Raw genomic sequence first — 15,996 nt, 5'->3', positions numbered from 1 at the left:
GGAATGCATCCGCGCCTCGCGGTCAGCTGCGGCGGGCTGCCTGGACTTCCTCGGCCCGCACCACGGCCGCGAGCTTGTCCAGCACGCCATTGACGAACTTGAAGCCGTCAGTGCCACCGAACGACTTGGCCAGCTCCACCGCCTCATTGATGACGACCTTGTAGGGGATCTCAATGTGGTTGACCAGCTCATAGGCGCCGATCAGCAAAATGCCGTGTTCGACCGGCGAAAGTTCGGCAACCTGGCGATCCAGGAAAGGCGCGAAGCGCTCGCGCAGCGCATTGGCATCGCGCGCCGCCCCGTACAGCAGCGCCTTATAGTGGGCGAGGTCCGCTTCGGAGAAGCCCTCGGAATCCTGCATGTGGGCGTCGATCTCTCCCATCTCGCCTGCGTCGGCGCCCTTGAGCAGCCATTCATAGACGCCCTGCAGGGCAATCTCCCGCGCACGGCGTCGGGCGCTGCGCCCGGCTTGGCGGTGTGCTTCAGTCATCCCCGTTTTCCTCATCGTCCAGGTCTTCGTCGTCCTCGTCTTCGTCGAAGTCCTCGTCGTCTTCTTCGGGTTCGAGAGCGGCAAGCAGGTTGGCCATTTCCACCGCGGCCTGCGCGCAATCGCGGCCCTTGGTGGCGGCACGCTCCAGCGCCTGCTCCTCGGTGTCGGTGGTGAGCACGCCGTTGGCGATGGGTATGCCCGTCTCGAGCGAAACGCGCGTGATGGCGGCGGCGCTTTCATTGCTGACCACTTCAAAGTGGTAGGTTTCGCCGCGGATCACCGCGCCGAGCGCGATCAGCGCATCGAACTCGCCGGTGTGGGCCAGTTGGGCGAGCGTCACGCCCAGCTCCAGCGCGCCAGGCACGGAGACCACCATGATGTCGCGTTCATCCACGCCCAGTTTGCCCAGCTCCTCCAGGCAGGCTTGTAATTCCTGTTCGCCGATGTTCTCGTTGAAGCGAGAGCGCACGATACAGATATGCAGCCCTTCGCCGTTCAGATCGGGGGTCATGGTATAGGGATTCATGATTGGGCGCCGTCCTTGGTGGTGGGTTGTTCATGGCCGGCGTCGTAACCGGTCACGGTCAGGGAAAAACCGGTCATGCTAGGCATGCGGACCGGGCGCGCCAGCAACTTCATGTTGCCGACGTTCAGGTCTTTCAGGATTTGCGCGCCTATGCCGTAAGTGCGCAGATCCATGCGGGGTGCGGCCGGGCCGCAGGTTTCGCCGGTGCGGTCCTGCTCGATCAGTTGCTGGAACTCCGCCACGAGATCGGAGGACGCACCATCGCAATTGAGCAGGATCACCACCCCGGCCTCAGCCTGGGAAATGGCTTCCAGCGCGCTAGACACACTCCAGCTGTGCGTGCTCTTGCCGACCTCCAACACGTCCAGGAGCGAGGTGGGCTCGTGCACGCGCACCAGCGTCTCGCGGTCGGGATGGATCACCCCGTGGACCAACGCCAGGTGCGGCGCGCCACTAGGCGTATCGCGGTACATCACCGCCCGGAAAGTGCCGCAGGCCGTGCGCATCGGGCGCTCTGCCACGCGCTGGACGAGCGATTCGTGTTCACTGCGGTACTGGATGAGATCGGCAATGGTGCCGATCTTGATGTTGTGCTGCTTGGAAAACTCGATGAGGTCGGGCAGGCGTGCCATCGAACCGTCATCCTTGAGCACCTCGCAGATGACGGCTGCCGGCGTGAGCCCGGCCATCGCCGTCAGGTCGCAGCCGGCCTCGGTATGTCCGGCGCGTGCCAGCACGCCGCCGCGAGCGGCCTTGAGCGGGAAGATGTGGCCGGGCTGGACTAGGTCCGACGGCTTGGCGTCGCGCGCCACGGCCGCCTGGATGGTGCGGGCGCGGTCGGCAGCGGAGATCCCGGTCGTCACGCCTTGGGCGGCTTCGATCGATACCGTGAAATTCGTGCCGTGCTTGGTGCCGTTGGCGGCGACCATCAGCGGCAGGTTCAGCTGCCGGCAGCGTTCCTCGGTGAGCGTCAGGCAGATCAGGCCGCGCCCGTAGCGGGCCATGAAATTGATGGCTTCCGGCGTCACGAACTCCGCGGCCATGACCAGGTCACCCTCGTTCTCACGGTCTTCCTCATCGACCAAGATAACCATGCGGCCTGCCCGCAGCTCAGCCACGATTTCGGGAATCGACGAGATGGGGCTGGGGCCGGAAGCGGCGGAATCGGGAGAAGCAAATGCAGACATGACGGTCGTCCGGCGCTGGATTAAAAACCTTACCGTGGCGGCCTGCAGAACGGCCGCTACGGGGAAACCAGGTATTTTACCCGGATGGGACGGAAAGCCCGCCGGCCCGTCAGCTGGAGCGTCGATCCGATGCGCCCTGCGCGTCGGCAGCCTCCGCCGGGCGATCCAGCCTGGGCCTCAGCTCGGGATCCAACGCTTCGCGTCCGTCGAAAACGAAGCAACTACCCCGGAATTTTTCGCCGCCGACCTCCTCGAAGTATTTGAGGATCCCGCCGTCGAGCTGGTAAATGCGTTCGATGCCCGCTTCGGCCATGTAGATCGCCGCCTTTTCGCAGCGAATGCCCCCTGTGCAGAAGCTCACGACGGTCTTGCCCTCCAGCTCCGCGCGATGCGCTTGCACCGCCTCGGGAAACTCCGAAAAGCGAGAAATCCGCCAATCGATGGCCCCTTCGAACGTACCTTCGTCGACCTCGAAGGCATTGCGCGTATCGAGCATCACGACTTCATTGCCCGCGTCGTCCCGCCCTTGCCGCAACCATCGCGCCAACGTGCGCGCGTCGACGGCCGGCGCCCGGCCGGCTTCAGGCCGGATCGTCGGGTGATTCATGCGAATGATTTCGCGTTTGATCTTGACCAGCAGCTTGCGGAAAGGCACATGCTCGGACAGGCTTTCCTTGACCTCGATGTCGGCAAGCCTGCCGCCGAAGGCCGGCCCGTTGCGAAGCCAATCGAGCCAGGCGTCGATGCCGGCGCGCGTGCCGGCCAAGAACAGATTGATGCCTTCGGGGGCAAGCAATACCGTGCCCTTCAGGCCGCAGGCATCTGCGCGCTCCCGCACCGCCTGCCGCAAGGCGGGCAGGTCCTCGAGCGAGATAAAGCGGTAAGCGGCGATGTTGACGACGGCGGGCACGGCAATCCAGTGAGTAGAAACGGCAAAGCCCGCTAGTTTACGCCGTCGCGGCGGCGGCCGGCTCCGCGAACTCCAGCTTGCGATAGCCGTAGCGCTCGGCCGTCATGTGGGCCAAGATCGCGACGGCGATCTCCGGCGGCGTGCGGGCGCCGATGCGCAACCCCACCGGACCGTGCAGCCGGGCCAGGTCTTCAGGCGTAAGGTCGAAATCCAGCAGCCGTTCGCGGCGCTTCTTCTGGTTGGCGCGCGAACCGATGGCACCGACGTAAAAGGCCTCGGACTTCAGGGCTTCGAGCAGGGCGAGGTCATCGAGCTTGGGATCATGCGTGAGTGCGACGATGGCGGTATGCCGGTCCGGGCGCATTTCGACCACGGTGTCGTCGGGCATGGTGGTCACCAGTTTCGCGCCCGGCACTTCCCATCCCTGGGTGTACTCCTCGCGCGGATCGCAGACGATGACCTCGTAGTTGAGCGCGAGCGCCATCTGCGCCAAATATTGGGACAACTGGCCCGCCCCGATGATCAACAGGCGCCAGCTCGGCCCGTGCGTGGCGACCAGCTCTTTGTCGGTCAGCTCCAGCGTATCGGCGCGATCGCCCGCCGGCTCCAGCGTGGCTGCGCCGGTGGCAAGATCGAGCCGGCGCAACACACGGTTCCCCGCGCCCAGCTCCTCCAGCAACTGGTCCAGGCCGCTGTGCTCGCCGACCGGCTCGAGAACCAGCTCCAACGTGCCGCCGCAGGGCAAGCCGAAGCGGTTGGCCTCCTCCGCCGACACCCCATAGCGCACGACGTGCGGCGCCGGCCCGGACCATGCGCCGGCGCGTGCCTTGTCCGAGAGATCGTCTTCGATACAGCCGCCCGACACCGACCCCGCGATGACGCCGTCATCGCGCACGGCGACCATCGCGCCAATGGGCCGGGGGGCGGAACCCCAGGTGCGGGTCACCGTGCCCAACACCGCCTTGTGACCCTCGCGCCGCCATTGGGCCAGGCGCCGCAGGACATCCAGATCGACGTTGTCCATTGCTCGTTGCCACTCCACTTCGTTCGCAGAACGCCATGATAGTGCAACGGGGGAGCCGTGGGCCGTTTCGCCGGCCACCTGGAAAGCCCGGCCGGGCCGACCGGACAAGAAGGCTAGAGGCCGCCCCCAATGCCCCGGCGCCCCGCAGCGTGCTAGTCTTTTGCGTTACACCTTCGGCAAGGAAAGATTTTTCGCAGTTTGTTATCCCTTTTCCGGCGCCTGCCCAGGCTGCCGCTCTCAGGAGGAGATGTATGTACCAAGACCTCGCCCTCTACATTGACGGTGAATTCATCAAAGGCGGCGGTCGTCGCGAACAGGACGTCATCAACCCGGCTACCCAGGAAGTCCTTGGCAAGCTGCCGCACGCCACGCCCGAAGACCTCGACCGTGCCCTAGCGGCAGCGCAGCGTGCCTTCGAAAGCTGGAAGAAGACCTCGCCCATGGAGCGCTCCCGCATCCTGCGCAAGGTCGGCGAGCTCGCGCGCGAGCGGGCGCAGGAAATCGGCCGCAACATCACCCTCGACCAAGGCAAGCCTCTGGCCGAAGCTGTCGCCGAAGTCATGACCTGCTCCGAGCACGCCGACTGGCACGCCGAAGAATGCCGCCGCATCTACGGCCGCGTCATTCCCCCGCGCAATCCCGCGGTGCGCCAATTCGTCGTGCGCGAACCGGTGGGCGTGTGCGCGGCCTTCACGCCGTGGAACTTCCCGTTCAACCAAGCCATTCGCAAGGCCGCGGCCGCCATCGGCGCGGGCTGCACCATCATCCTGAAAGGGCCCGAAGACACCCCGAGCGCCGTGGTCGCGCTGGCCCAGCTATTCCATGACGCAGGCCTGCCCCCCGGTGTATTCAACATCGTATGGGGCGTGCCGAGCGAAATCTCGACCCATCTCATCCAGTCGCCCATCGTCCGGAAGATCTCCTTCACCGGCTCCGTGCCCGTCGGCAAACAGCTGGCCGCGATGGCCGGGGCGCACATGAAACGCGTCACGATGGAACTGGGCGGACACTCCCCCGTGTTGGTATTCGACGATGCCGACATCGAACCGGCCGCCGAAATGCTGGCCCGCCTCAAGGTCCGCAACGCTGGCCAGGTGTGCATCTCGCCGACGCGCTTCTACGTCCAAGAGAAGGCCTACGACAAATTCCTGGCCCGCTTCACCGACGCCATTTCGTCGATCAAGATCGGCGACGGCTTGGTCCAAGGCACCGAGATGGGGCCCCTCGCCCACGAGCGTCGCCTGATGGCCATGCAGATGTTCCTGGACGACGCCAACCAACGCGGTGCCCGCGTCGTGACGGGCGGCTCCCGCATCGGCGAAAAAGGCTACTTCTTCGCGCCGGCCGTCGTCACCGACATCCCGGACGACTCCAAGCTGATGACCGAAGAGCCCTTCGGCCCCGTGGCGCCCGTCACCCGGTTCAAGACCATCGAAGAGGTACTCAAGCGCGCCAACAGCCTGCCGTACGGCCTCGCCTCCTACGTGTTCACCAATTCGCTGAAGACGGCGACCGCAGTCTCCAATGGCCTGGAGGCCGGCATGGTCAACATCAACCACTTCGGCGTCGCGCTTCCCGAAACCCCGTTCGGCGGCGTGAAAGACTCCGGCATAGGCAGCGAAGGCGGGATCGAGTCCTTCGACGGCTACCTGACCACCAAGTTCATCACGCAGATCTGACGGCAGCTACGCCGATTCGCGGGGCCGGAAGCGGCCCCGCGAATGGAGTCAGAGAAAGAAAGTTAGATTGCCCAGCGGCATGTCGCGATTGATCAAGAGCACTTTCTTTTCTTTGATGCCCAACTTGTCTCCGTCCTGCCGCAAGACATAGTGGACCGCGGCAGCGTGAGTAGACACCTTGCCAAGTCCCACTTGACTGGAATCCCCGCCTCGCATCTCTACGATCAATTGGTTGGTCCGTACGTTGACGAGGCCATCCAGCGACGGCTCATCGATCCGGATATTGTTGACGAAGTGCAGCGTACGCGACCTCGGGGTCTGAGCAGGAAAGGTCAAATGCAGAAAGCGATAGACCCGCTCCTCACGGCTGATCGTATCGTCATAAATGATGGACGCGCTAGCCTCATGCGGCTGCCTATCGTCGATGGGCACCCAATACAGCCCATCCGGCGTAAATAATGTCAACCACTCCTCGAGGCGCGCCGTATCCAACAACTCTACCTCGTGATAGAGCAAGGCCTCAATCCGGGTTCGCAGGTCAGACATGACTCCCCTCCGGCTCCGCGGACATCAATTCCCGCCATCGACGCCAAAACGCACGATGGACGGTCTCGCTGGACGGGCGCCCCTCGATCTCTCCCGAAGGCAGAACCGTTTCCGCATGCATGCCGCGCTCCAATATGATCCAGTCCGAGAGCGTGGCCGCTAACCCTTGCTGATTCAAAGCAAACACTTCTACGTCGTCCGTGGCACCGTATCCAGCCGGACCATAAAACCGCTCATGGCTGCGTAGCATGCCTTCGTTGAAACTATCCGGTGCACCGTCGAGGGAATAGGGATAGATCGTGACCTCGGTCAGATCGGGCCCGATCGGCCGCCATACCCGCAGCTGATTGTGGATAATGCCAAAATTGGGAAAGATGCACCCTGCGCCAGCACCGACTACCCACTTCAGTTCGTCTTCGCCATGCAGCTCTCTCAGCTGAAAGTAGTAGGCTGCATAGTTGCCTATGAACAGCGACTCCAGGTCTGGGGTAGGTTTCTGATTGATGCCATGGCCGTAACGAGAAGCCAGTACATTCCCGAGCATCCGATTGCGTCGCATCTTTGCCGCGTTATCGCCCTTGTGCACTCCAAAATCACCCGTACTGTCGCCATATTTGCTCTGCAAACTAACAAAGGCACGATGCGTGTGCATGAAGTGGTAGCCGTCAACGATGTTTTCAGCCTGGAATTTCCAGTTTCCTTGGTAAACGCCGATGAAAGGTGCGCCGCGCAGACTAATAGTGCCTGCCGGAGCCTGAGCAAGCTTCCGATCGATGAGCTGCGCCGCTCCCCCAGCCAGATAAGTTTCAAGAGGCACTACATCGTCCGAAGCACAAGCGAAAATAAAACCTCGATAACTCTCGACTCGGGGAATGCGAGCCAAGCCTTCAGGCTGCTCGAAATCCGGACCGTAACCGCCCGCGTCGTCTCTACCTGGAATACCGGTGAGGCGGCCAGTCAGGTCGAAAGACCAGGAATGATACGGGCAGACAAAAACCCGAGCGTTTCCGGAGCGCTCACGACACACAGCCGCGCCTCGATGCACGCATCGGTTCGCGAACACGTGAATGCGCATGTCGTCGCCTCGCGTGACAATGACGGGTTGCGTGCCGAGATGGGCGGTCTTGAAATCGCCTGGCTCGCGTAGCTCGCTCTCGTGCGCCACATAGATCCACGTTTTCAGGAAAATACGCTCCTGTTCGAGATCGAAAATGGCCTGGTCAGCATAAGCACGTCCGCTCACGCGGAACGTGCCCGGCCCTTCCCGGATCAAGTCCTGAATGCCTATCGCCGACTGGTATGGCGACATAGCGCAATACTCCTCTCTGCAAGCGGGCCTATTGCAGCCCCTAGTCCATGAACCGCCCACCGGACAGACTAAGCGTCTCTCCGGTGACGTACCCTGCGCGATCCGATGCCAAGAAGAGGGCTGCATGCGCAGCCTCTTCCGACCGGCCGGCCCTACCCACGGGAATACCGGCTTCGATCGCGGCGCGTTCCTCGTCCGACTTGCCAGCCAGTTGGACGTCGAATAAAGCAGTAGCGATCGCATTGACCGTCACGCCGTGCGGAGCCAACTCCGCTGCCAGCGATCGTGAATATGCAATCAGCCCTCCCTTGGCCGCCGCAAACGGTGCCACCCGGGGATGCACGCCGGTTTTTCCCGACATGGAAACAAAAGACATGATGCGACCGCCGATGCCTTTCTCCACCATGCGACGAGCGCATGCTTGGATCAGCCGCATAGGGCCTAGCAGCTCCTGTTCAACAATGGCCTCCATTTCGCTTGGTTCGACGTCGAGAGCACCCATAGTTCTCACTGGTGGCGGCACGACCACCAGCACTCGAACGAGCCCGACCTGCGCTTCGCAAGCGTCCAGAAATACATCGGGGTCAAAAAGATCGCAGGCATGCTGATATACGCCTTTCGGAAGGTCCGTCATAGGCGTCGTACCGGGTAGGACGCCTATCGCGACGCACGCAGACTCGGCGGCGAAAGCCTGTACCACCGCAGGCCCCACCCCGAGATTTCCACCTGCTACGACTACTCCTATCCCTCGAAACTCTGTCTCTCGTGCGCGGTCGCTCATTGTGAAACCTATAGGCGAACATTTTCTGGAAGTACCATCAAACGTACGACGTCACCCACGGACGCCGCTTCGTTTATGTAGGAAAGGGCCTGATACAGTTGATCGGTACGGGCCTTGCCGTACATAGGCACCACTGTTTCACAGAACTTGGCGCGAAAATCGTCCGGAGTGAAGGGCTGCAGAGGATGTCCGGGAGGCGCCATCGCCTCTCCTACCACTACTCGGCCATCGGCCTCGATAACCTCTACTCGACACAGAAAGCCCGCAGCCGCCCCTTGACTTAACTCTTCAGCCACGAACGCCTTGACGCGCTCTTTCAAGAATGCTTGCCTCCGCCGCTCCGTGACGACTGTCCGCTCGAATGACAGACTGTTTACTTTCCCATCCAACAAAGCCGCGACTACTATGTATGGCAGCGAATGGTCGGCCGTCTCACGTGAGTGAGGTGCCCAGGCATCCACGCGACTGCTGACCAGATGCTCGTATACCTGCTTGTCAGCGTGAATGCGAACTTCTCGTATGGCATCAACGTCACGCAACTGGCCTCTAGCCGACAAGGCTGCCTGAATGGCGCTTTGCGCACGCGACCCCACTGGCCATCGCTTGAAGGTAATTTTTTTTTGTGCAGCACCGACACTGAGCGTGCCCAGCCGCCCAATCAATTCGTCTGCTTCCTGTCCTGTCGCGCCGACCTTTTCCCAAAGTCCGTAACGGCCCTCGAATGGCCGTACAACCCCTTCTACGCCGACCTCCGCCAATAGCGTTGCATAGACCGCCTGGCGGGTCGCATCGCTTCCATTGAAGCGCTTCCACATCGTAAGGTCGCCGCGTGCGTTGAGATCGCCAGATTCCGGCTCTAAAGACGCCAGATGCGGAATGACCGTGATAGCCAATGCTTCTCTCGTTTGCTGTTCACTAAGGCTCAACAGTCGACAAGCCGCACAAGTGGCGCCAATCGCCGTGATGACGGGATAGTCCCAGCCACCCAACTTGAGGTTAACGGCATCCATGAGCGCAACGGTGACCTCATAACCCACCACCATCGCCTCCAGCAACGACCGGCCACTAAGGCTGCGTGCCTCCGCTAATGCAATGAGACCGGGCAGAATATCGCTGGGATGCCCGCCACATTTGCCGATATATAAATCGTTGAAATCGTATCCACGAAGCGGTACGCCATTGACCAATGTCGCCGTTTCTGGGGCGACGATCTCCCCAGTCCCCCAAATCGTCGCCCCCCGGGTCACCGGGTACAAACGTCCATAACGGCGTGCGGCAACTGCGGCCTCGTGCTGGAGTGCTCCGAGCGCAACGGCTACCGCATCGATTAAAGTCAGGGACGCAGCTTGCTCCAGCTCTGCGTCAAGAGGAACAACCGCCTTCGCGGCAAAGGCAGCCAACGCTGCCTGTACTCGATCCGGACAAGATGTTGCAGTGCTCACGTATACCCTCCCGGCCGTTGCTCCATCGCCGATCCATTGGCTAATGACGCCTCACGGCGTGCGCCAGCCTGGATCAACGCCGTATCTTTGGCGACCGTGACAAGACCAAAGCCTCGCTCGGCATACTCGCGGCCCGACTTTCCGTTCGAGCACTGAATGCCGGCCACAATGCCTGCTTCGCGGCAAGCATCCAGGATGGCTTGTACTGCGCGCACGTGCTCCGGCTCCGTTTTGTCGAGATCCGGTTCCAATCCGAGCCCCAGGGCAAGGTCAGCTGGCCCCACATAGATGCCGTCCAAACCTGGTGTACGGACAATGTCCCGGATGTTGTCAAGGCCCTTTCGGGTTTCGACCATGACGAAACACAAGGGGCTGTCTCCCAACGCCTGCGTATCGCGAGATCGACCGACCAATGCAGCGCGTATCGGACCATATGAGCGAACGCCACGGGGCGGATAACGGCACGCAGCGACAGCCCTGGCTGCTTCGGCTTTCGTTTCCACCATGGGGACGATCACACCTTGCGCCCCGGCATCCAAGGATCGCCCGATCATCCATGCCTCATTGGCGGGCACCCGAGTCAGCGCAACACAGCCTCTCGCCTCGATGCCAGCAAACATCGGCAATGCCGACTCGTAATCGATAAGCCCATGCTGCTGGTCGACACATACATACCCTAAGCCTTCCGCCACCAGTAGCTCGGCAGAAAAAAATGACGGCAGCGCAGCCCAAGCCCCAAACACCGGCTTGCCCTTCTTCCAGTTTTCTCTCAAGCTCAATGCTGAAGCCATTCGCCCCTCACAAAATGGATCCATTTTTTTAATAATCTGGCCTGGTTAAGAAAATTTGTCAATGCCGACAACTCCCATCGGACCAACGCAATCAAATCGTTGACACCATGCAGAGGCCACACCTAGACTAGAAAAAATGTGGATCCATTTTTTAGAAGACGAGAGAATCCACATACCCGCCGAAAGGCCAACACGGAGATTGTCATGAGGATGGTCAGCTTTCTCTCAACTGCGCTTATTGGCCTGGCATCGGCGTCGGCCACCGCGCAACCTTCCACTGCTCCCTACCCTAGCCGCATGGTGACGCTGGTCGTGCCCTTTTCACCCGGAGGAGCATCCGACAACATGGGGCGCATCTTTGCGCAAGCTCTGAGCGAAATCTGGAAAGTGCCCGTCATCGTTGAAAACCGGCCGGGTGCAAGCGGGACCATAGGGGGGGAATACGTACGGAGGGCAGCACCTGACGGTCACACTCTATTGGTCGCCGGACCTGCTACGTTGACCATTCTCGCCGCGGTCAATCCAAAGATCCCCTATGATCCGGTCAAAGACTTCGCCCATGCCACGATCGCGGTTTCCTATCCCTACGTCCTCACCGCCAACTCCAGCGTAGCCAAATCCTTGCCCGAATTACTCGCAACGCTCAAGCGCGAACCTGGAAAGTACACTTACGCCAGCTCCGGCGTGGGCACCACGAGCTACTTCACGGCCGAGCTCTTTAAATCTATGGCTAGCGTCGACATCATGAACGTTCCCTACCAGGGAGTCGGTCCAGGGCTCAACGCAGTCATGGCGGGGCACGTTTCAATGCTATTTGCACCGGTCAACGAAATCGGAGCCGCACTGCGATCCGGTCGTTTGACAGCTCTGGGCGTCACGTCGCCTACGCGGATCGCCGATCTACCCAATGTTCCGGCTGTAGCTGAATACGTAAATGGCTATGTTGCTGAAAGCTGGATCGGATTGCTGGCGCCGGCAGGTACACCCCCAGCAGTCTTGGAAAACATCTCGGTCGGCCTACGTAAAGCCCTCAAGCTGCCAGAGATCGAGAAGAAACTAAAGGAGCTGAGCCTGACTCCCATAGGTAGCTCGCCAGAAGAAACGCACAAAGAAATAGCGGCTGATGCCCAGCGCTGGAAAACGCTCGCCCAACAGATGGGCATCAAGTCGCAATAAGGAAGGGGGCTCTGCGGGTTTTATTCGCCCGCAGCACGCTTTTCTCGCCTCGACGCTGAACGCCCTAACGTAACAGCCGCGGCTTTCCCCGCCGTCATACTAAGCGCTTGCCGAATGGCTCGAGGTTCGTACTCCGGGTCTATCTTTTCTATGACCTCGAGTGCTACCCGGGCCAAGTGCATGCTAAATAGCTCGACCGCCTTGGTCGACGATCCCTGCTCGAAGGCAGCGAGGATAGCGCTGTGTTCGCTTTCCGACGCCTGCCACGAAGCGCTCGAGGTTCGAAGTGCAGCTCGGCGAGCTCGTTCTGAACGCAACCAGCACTTCTCGATAGTCGAGAGAATCTCGCTTCCGGCGTGGCGAATTACCATGCGGCTGTAGGCCATGTGACGCTTCCTCCACGCTGCCGCCGAGCGGGCGTTGATCGGAGTAATTTGGTTTAACGCGTGTACCGCTTCTCTGAGCTCTTCCAGCTCCGAAGGCGTCGTCTCCGGCACAGTCAGCCCGACCGCCAAAGACTGCATCAAGATCCAGGTAGCATAGACCGTGTCGACCTCTTCTGCGGTCACAGCCTTCACGCGCATCCGATGCTGATAAGGAGCATCCACCAGCCCCTCGCTCTGTAGCATCCGAAGCGCCTCCCTGACGGGCATGCGGCTGACGTTGTACTCACGCGCGAGATGGACCGTATTCAGGATTTCTCCGGGGGGCAACGCCCCTGACAGGATATCGCGACGCAGTCGTTGATAAATCGCGTGAGCGTCGCTCTTCGCCGGCGCCTTGGCCACATTGTTGGCGGATTGAGACTCGGATGTACGCGTTTGCTTCATGCGGGTTTTTACGCCCGCCGCCGTTTTTTTTGTCGAGACCATGAGGATGCCAGCCCTTTCTCCTATTCATCGATAGGTCCGGAAACGATCCGGCATACCAAAGCTTAACTTATTGCACCCACCCACGGTTAGCACACTTGTCGGGGGAGCGAATAATGCGAAGAAACGGCAGCAAATTGTCCCCTCACTCCCTCAACGCCACTGCCGCGCGGACGGCGGCAAGGCGTTCGGGGTCCTGGGCCCGCAAGCGCACGTCGGCGCCGACGCGCGCGACGTCGTTGAATGCGAAGCGGCGCGCCTGGGCGAGATCCTCGAGCACGGGCAGCTTGGCCATGCCTGCCCCCTCACCCACGAGCATGGGGGCAAGGTAGACCAACCACTCATCGACGCAGCCGGCCTCGAGCAGTGCGCCGGTCAGCTGCGCACCTGCCTCGGCGTGCACTTCATTGATTTCATGCTGGCCTAGCCATTGCATCATGGCGGGCAGGTCGACCCGGCCGTTGCCGTCCGGGAGGCAGATGACGCGGGCATTCCGGTCTGCGAGTTGCGCTGCCTTGCCGGCGTCTTCGACGGCGGTGAAAATCCACGTTTCGGCACCATCGAGCAGCCGGGCGCCGGGCGAGATGCGCAAGCGGGAGTCCAGCACGATTTTCCGTGGCTGGCGGCCTGTTTCCACATGGCGCACGTCCAAGCGTGGATCATCGGCCAGTACCGTCCCGATGCCGGTCAACACGGCGCAGCTGCGCGCGCGCCAATGATGGCCGTCCGCGCGCGCCGCCTCGCCGGTGATCCATTGCGAGCGGCCATTGGGCAATGCGGAACGCCCGTCGAGCGTGGCAGCCATCTTGGCCCACAACCATGGCGTTCCCCGGCTCATGCGCGCCGCGAAGCCGAGGTTCAGCGCCAGTGCGTCGTCCAAGCACACGCCAGTCGTCACGGCGATCCCCGCGGCGCGCAGCTTGGCGAGCCCCTGGCCGTCGACGCGGGGGTTGGGATCCCCCATGGCCACCACGACGCGTGCGGGCGCGGCCTCTATCAACGCATCGACGCAAGGCGGCGTGCGGCCGTAATGGCTGCATGGCTCCAGCGTCACGTACACGGTGGCGCCCTGTACCGACTCACCCCGCGACCTCGCATCACGCAAGGCGCACACTTCGGCATGTGGCCCACCTACGGGCTGGGTGGCACCTTCGCCGAGCACCTTGCCGTCCCGCACGATCACGCACCCGACGCGGGGATTGGGCGAAGTGGCGTAGAGCGCGCCCTCTGCCAAGGCCAACGCGCGCCGCATCCAAGCGGCGTCCTCTGGGCGTTCGGCGTCGGCGGGCATCATGGGCATCGCATCAGGGATCAAGATTTCGTGACGGGAGGAACGGGGCCCTGGAATTCGCGGACCACGTCGGTGAATTCGTCTACGTCCTCGAAACTTTTGTAGACGGACGCAAAGCGGATGTAGGCGATCTTGTCGAGCTTCTTGAGCTCCTGCATGACCAGCTCGCCTACTCGTTCCGAATGCACCTCGCGCAGCCCGCTCGTCATCAAGGCTTCCTCGATGCGGGCAACCGCCGCGTCCACCGCATCGGCGCTGACTGCCCGCTTGCGCAGCGCAAGCATGAGGCTGCCACGCAGCTTGCGCTGGTCGTACTCGGTCCGGCTGCCGTTGCGCTTGACCACGGTCGGCAACGACAGCTCCACGCGCTCGTAAGTGGTAAACCGCCGGTCGCAGCTCGTGCAGCGGCGACGGCGGCGAATGGCGCTTCCCTCTTCGAGCACGCGGGTGTCGATCACTTGGGTGTCATCGTGACGACAGAAAGGACACTTCATGCGCAGCTCCCCCTCAAGACGAGGTGCATGCCAGTCTCCATGGCCCAGCCGATCACTATCCCTGGAACGCGATGCGGCGCCCACTTCCCGGCGCGGCAGGACCGGCCTCTCCGGTACGCCGGTGCCTCTCCTCAAGAAAGGCTCCGGGACACGGGAAGTGGGTGGCTATCATGATGCGCCGCGCTTAGCGATAGACCGGGAACTTGGCGGTCAAGGCGTTGACGCGCTCGCGGACGGCCGCGATATTGGCTTCGTCGCGCGGATTGTCCAGCACGTCGGCGATCAGGTTGGCGGTCAGGCGTGCCTCTTCTTCCTTGAAGCCCCGGGTGGTCATGGCAGGCGAACCGACGCGGATGCCGCTCGTGACGAAAGGCTTCTCCGGATCGTTGGGGATGGCGTTCTTGTTCACCGTGATGTGGGCCTGCCCCAGCGCATGCTCGGCCTCTTTCCCGGTAATGCCCTTGGCGCGCAGGTCGACCAGCATGACGTGGCTTTCGGTCCGGCCCGAGACGATGCGCAAACCGCGCTCGACCAGGGTCTCGGCCATCACCTTTGCGTTGGCCACGACCTGCGCGGCGTATTCCTTGAACGAGGGGTCCAGTGCTTCCTTGAACGCCACGGCCTTGGCAGCAATCACGTGCTCCAGCGGGCCGCCTTGGATGCCGGGGAAGATGGCCGAGTTGACGGCTTTCTCGAATTCCGCCTTGCACATGATCAGCCCGCCGCGGGGGCCACGCAGCGACTTGTGGGTAGTCGACGTGACGAAGTCGGCGTACGGCACGGGGTTCGGATACACGCCGCCCGCGACTAGGCCGGCGTAGTGGGCGATGTCCACCATGAACAGCGCGCCGTTCGCCTTGGCGATTTCGGCAAACCGGGCGAAGTCGATGCGCAGGGAATAAGCCGACGCGCCGGCCACGATGAGCTTGGGCTTGTGCTGCTCCGCCAGGCGCGCAACCTGGTCGTAATCGATTTCTTCCTGGGCGTTCAGGCCATAGGAAATGAAGTTATACAGCTTGCCCGAGGCGTTGACCGGCGAGCCGTGGGTCAGGTGGCCACCTTCGGCCAGGCTCATGCCCAGCACCGTGTCGCCGGGCTTGAGCACGGCCATGTAGACACCCTGGTTGGCCTGCGAGCCGGAGTTCGGCTGGACGTTGACGGCGTCGGCCCCGAAGATTTGCTTGGCGCGATCAATGGCGAGCTGCTCGACGATGTCGACGAACTCGCAGCCGCCGTAGTAGCGCTTGCCCGGGTAGCCCTCGGCGTATTTGTTGGTAAGCTGCGTGCCCTGGGCCTGCATGACGGCCGGGCTGGCGTAGTTTTCCGAGGCGATCAGCTCGATGTGCTGTTCCTGGCGCTGGTTTTCCAGCTCGATGGCGGACCAGAGCTCGGGATCGGTCTGGGCGAGAGTGCGGCTGCGGTCGAACATGACGGGTTTCCTTTTCCTGTGCAGAGCGGGCCAACCGGCATGTCGTGACGAG

16 protein-coding genes are annotated in these 15,996 nt (G+C 62.1%); 2 read left to right on the top strand and 14 right to left on the bottom strand.

The window, feature by feature from the left end:
* Nucleotides 1-22 precede the first annotated feature (22 nt).
* The 5 genes from nusB to Q0319_RS15150 all read right to left on the bottom strand — a co-directional run bounded on the left by nusB (nucleotide 23) and on the right by Q0319_RS15150 (nucleotide 4,137).
* The gene (gene nusB, locus Q0319_RS15170; RefSeq protein WP_299453993.1) at nucleotides 23-490 is read right to left on the bottom strand and encodes a transcription antitermination factor NusB; all 468 of its coding nucleotides are present in this window, start codon (nucleotides 488-490) and stop codon (nucleotides 23-25) included.
* Nucleotides 483-1,016: a 6,7-dimethyl-8-ribityllumazine synthase gene (ribH, locus tag Q0319_RS15165; RefSeq protein WP_296468131.1), complete on the bottom strand. Its 534-nt coding sequence runs from the start codon at nucleotides 1,014-1,016 to the stop codon at nucleotides 483-485. Before ribH ends, nusB begins: the two co-directional genes overlap by 8 nt.
* Nucleotides 1,013-2,203, bottom strand: coding sequence for a bifunctional 3,4-dihydroxy-2-butanone-4-phosphate synthase/GTP cyclohydrolase II (ribBA, locus tag Q0319_RS15160; protein ID WP_296468129.1), 1,191 nt, complete (start codon nucleotides 2,201-2,203; stop codon nucleotides 1,013-1,015). The genes ribH and ribBA overlap by 4 nt, the downstream gene beginning before the upstream one ends.
* 109 nt (nucleotides 2,204-2,312) lie before the next feature.
* Nucleotides 2,313-3,113, bottom strand: a complete 801-nt coding sequence (locus tag Q0319_RS15155) for a sulfurtransferase (protein WP_296468127.1) — start codon at nucleotides 3,111-3,113, stop codon at nucleotides 2,313-2,315.
* Between the two features lie 37 nt (nucleotides 3,114-3,150).
* Nucleotides 3,151-4,137 carry an XdhC family protein gene (locus tag Q0319_RS15150; RefSeq protein WP_299453988.1) on the bottom strand — a complete coding sequence of 329 codons (987 nt, stop codon included), beginning with the start codon at nucleotides 4,135-4,137 and terminating at the stop codon, nucleotides 3,151-3,153.
* 251 nt (nucleotides 4,138-4,388) lie between these two features.
* Between Q0319_RS15150 and Q0319_RS15145 the strand changes: the two genes are divergently transcribed.
* The gene (locus Q0319_RS15145) at nucleotides 4,389-5,816 is read left to right on the top strand and encodes an NAD-dependent succinate-semialdehyde dehydrogenase (RefSeq protein ID WP_296468123.1); all 1,428 of its coding nucleotides are present in this window, start codon (nucleotides 4,389-4,391) and stop codon (nucleotides 5,814-5,816) included.
* Nucleotides 5,817-5,864: 48 nt separating this feature from the next.
* Here the strand turns inward: Q0319_RS15145 and Q0319_RS15140 are convergent, their stop codons facing one another.
* From Q0319_RS15140 to Q0319_RS15120, 5 genes are read right to left on the bottom strand one after another with little or no spacing between them, the layout of a single operon-like run.
* Complete coding sequence (locus tag Q0319_RS15140; RefSeq protein WP_299453984.1) at nucleotides 5,865-6,362, bottom strand: aromatic-ring-hydroxylating dioxygenase subunit beta; 498 nt, start codon at nucleotides 6,360-6,362, stop codon at nucleotides 5,865-5,867.
* Entirely contained in the window at nucleotides 6,355-7,671 is a 1,317-nt protein-coding gene (locus Q0319_RS15135) for a Rieske 2Fe-2S domain-containing protein (protein WP_299453981.1), read from the bottom strand. Before Q0319_RS15135 ends, Q0319_RS15140 begins: the two co-directional genes overlap by 8 nt.
* Before the next feature lie 40 nt (nucleotides 7,672-7,711).
* Nucleotides 7,712-8,452: an SDR family oxidoreductase gene (locus Q0319_RS15130; protein WP_299453978.1), complete on the bottom strand. Its 741-nt coding sequence runs from the start codon at nucleotides 8,450-8,452 to the stop codon at nucleotides 7,712-7,714.
* Between the two features lie 8 nt (nucleotides 8,453-8,460).
* A complete protein-coding gene (locus Q0319_RS15125; protein ID WP_299453975.1) occupies nucleotides 8,461-9,894 on the bottom strand; it encodes an MmgE/PrpD family protein in 1,434 nt (477 codons plus the stop codon).
* Entirely contained in the window at nucleotides 9,891-10,685 is a 795-nt protein-coding gene (locus Q0319_RS15120) for an aldolase/citrate lyase family protein (protein WP_299453972.1), read from the bottom strand. The genes Q0319_RS15125 and Q0319_RS15120 overlap by 4 nt, the downstream gene beginning before the upstream one ends.
* A 204-nt stretch (nucleotides 10,686-10,889) precedes the next feature.
* Between Q0319_RS15120 and Q0319_RS15115 the strand changes: the two genes are divergently transcribed.
* A complete protein-coding gene (locus tag Q0319_RS15115) occupies nucleotides 10,890-11,861 on the top strand; it encodes a tripartite tricarboxylate transporter substrate binding protein (RefSeq protein WP_299453969.1) in 972 nt (323 codons plus the stop codon).
* 20 nt (nucleotides 11,862-11,881) lie between these two features.
* On the opposite strand, the gene Q0319_RS15110 is transcribed toward Q0319_RS15115, so the two are convergent.
* From Q0319_RS15110 to glyA, 4 genes are all read right to left on the bottom strand, one after another.
* Nucleotides 11,882-12,733, bottom strand: a complete 852-nt coding sequence (locus tag Q0319_RS15110; protein WP_299453966.1) for a GntR family transcriptional regulator — start codon at nucleotides 12,731-12,733, stop codon at nucleotides 11,882-11,884.
* A 142-nt stretch (nucleotides 12,734-12,875) separates the two neighbouring features.
* Nucleotides 12,876-14,024 (bottom strand): bifunctional diaminohydroxyphosphoribosylaminopyrimidine deaminase/5-amino-6-(5-phosphoribosylamino)uracil reductase RibD, encoded by a 1,149-nt coding sequence (gene ribD / locus Q0319_RS15105; RefSeq protein ID WP_299453963.1) that lies wholly within the window; start codon nucleotides 14,022-14,024, stop codon nucleotides 12,876-12,878.
* A gap of 17 nt (nucleotides 14,025-14,041) precedes the next feature.
* On the bottom strand, nucleotides 14,042-14,515 hold the full coding sequence (gene nrdR / locus Q0319_RS15100) for a transcriptional regulator NrdR (protein WP_296468458.1): 474 nt from the start codon (nucleotides 14,513-14,515) through the stop codon (nucleotides 14,042-14,044).
* A 184-nt stretch (nucleotides 14,516-14,699) separates the two neighbouring features.
* Nucleotides 14,700-15,944 (bottom strand): serine hydroxymethyltransferase, encoded by a 1,245-nt coding sequence (glyA, locus tag Q0319_RS15095; protein WP_296468460.1) that lies wholly within the window; start codon nucleotides 15,942-15,944, stop codon nucleotides 14,700-14,702.
* Nucleotides 15,945-15,996: the final 52 nt, after the last annotated feature.

Source organism: uncultured Pigmentiphaga sp. (assembly GCF_937950555.1).
GTDB lineage: Bacteria > Pseudomonadota > Gammaproteobacteria > Burkholderiales > Burkholderiaceae_B > Pigmentiphaga.
Note: the sequence above shows the minus strand (reverse complement) of the source record. Positions and strands in the feature narration are given on the sequence as shown.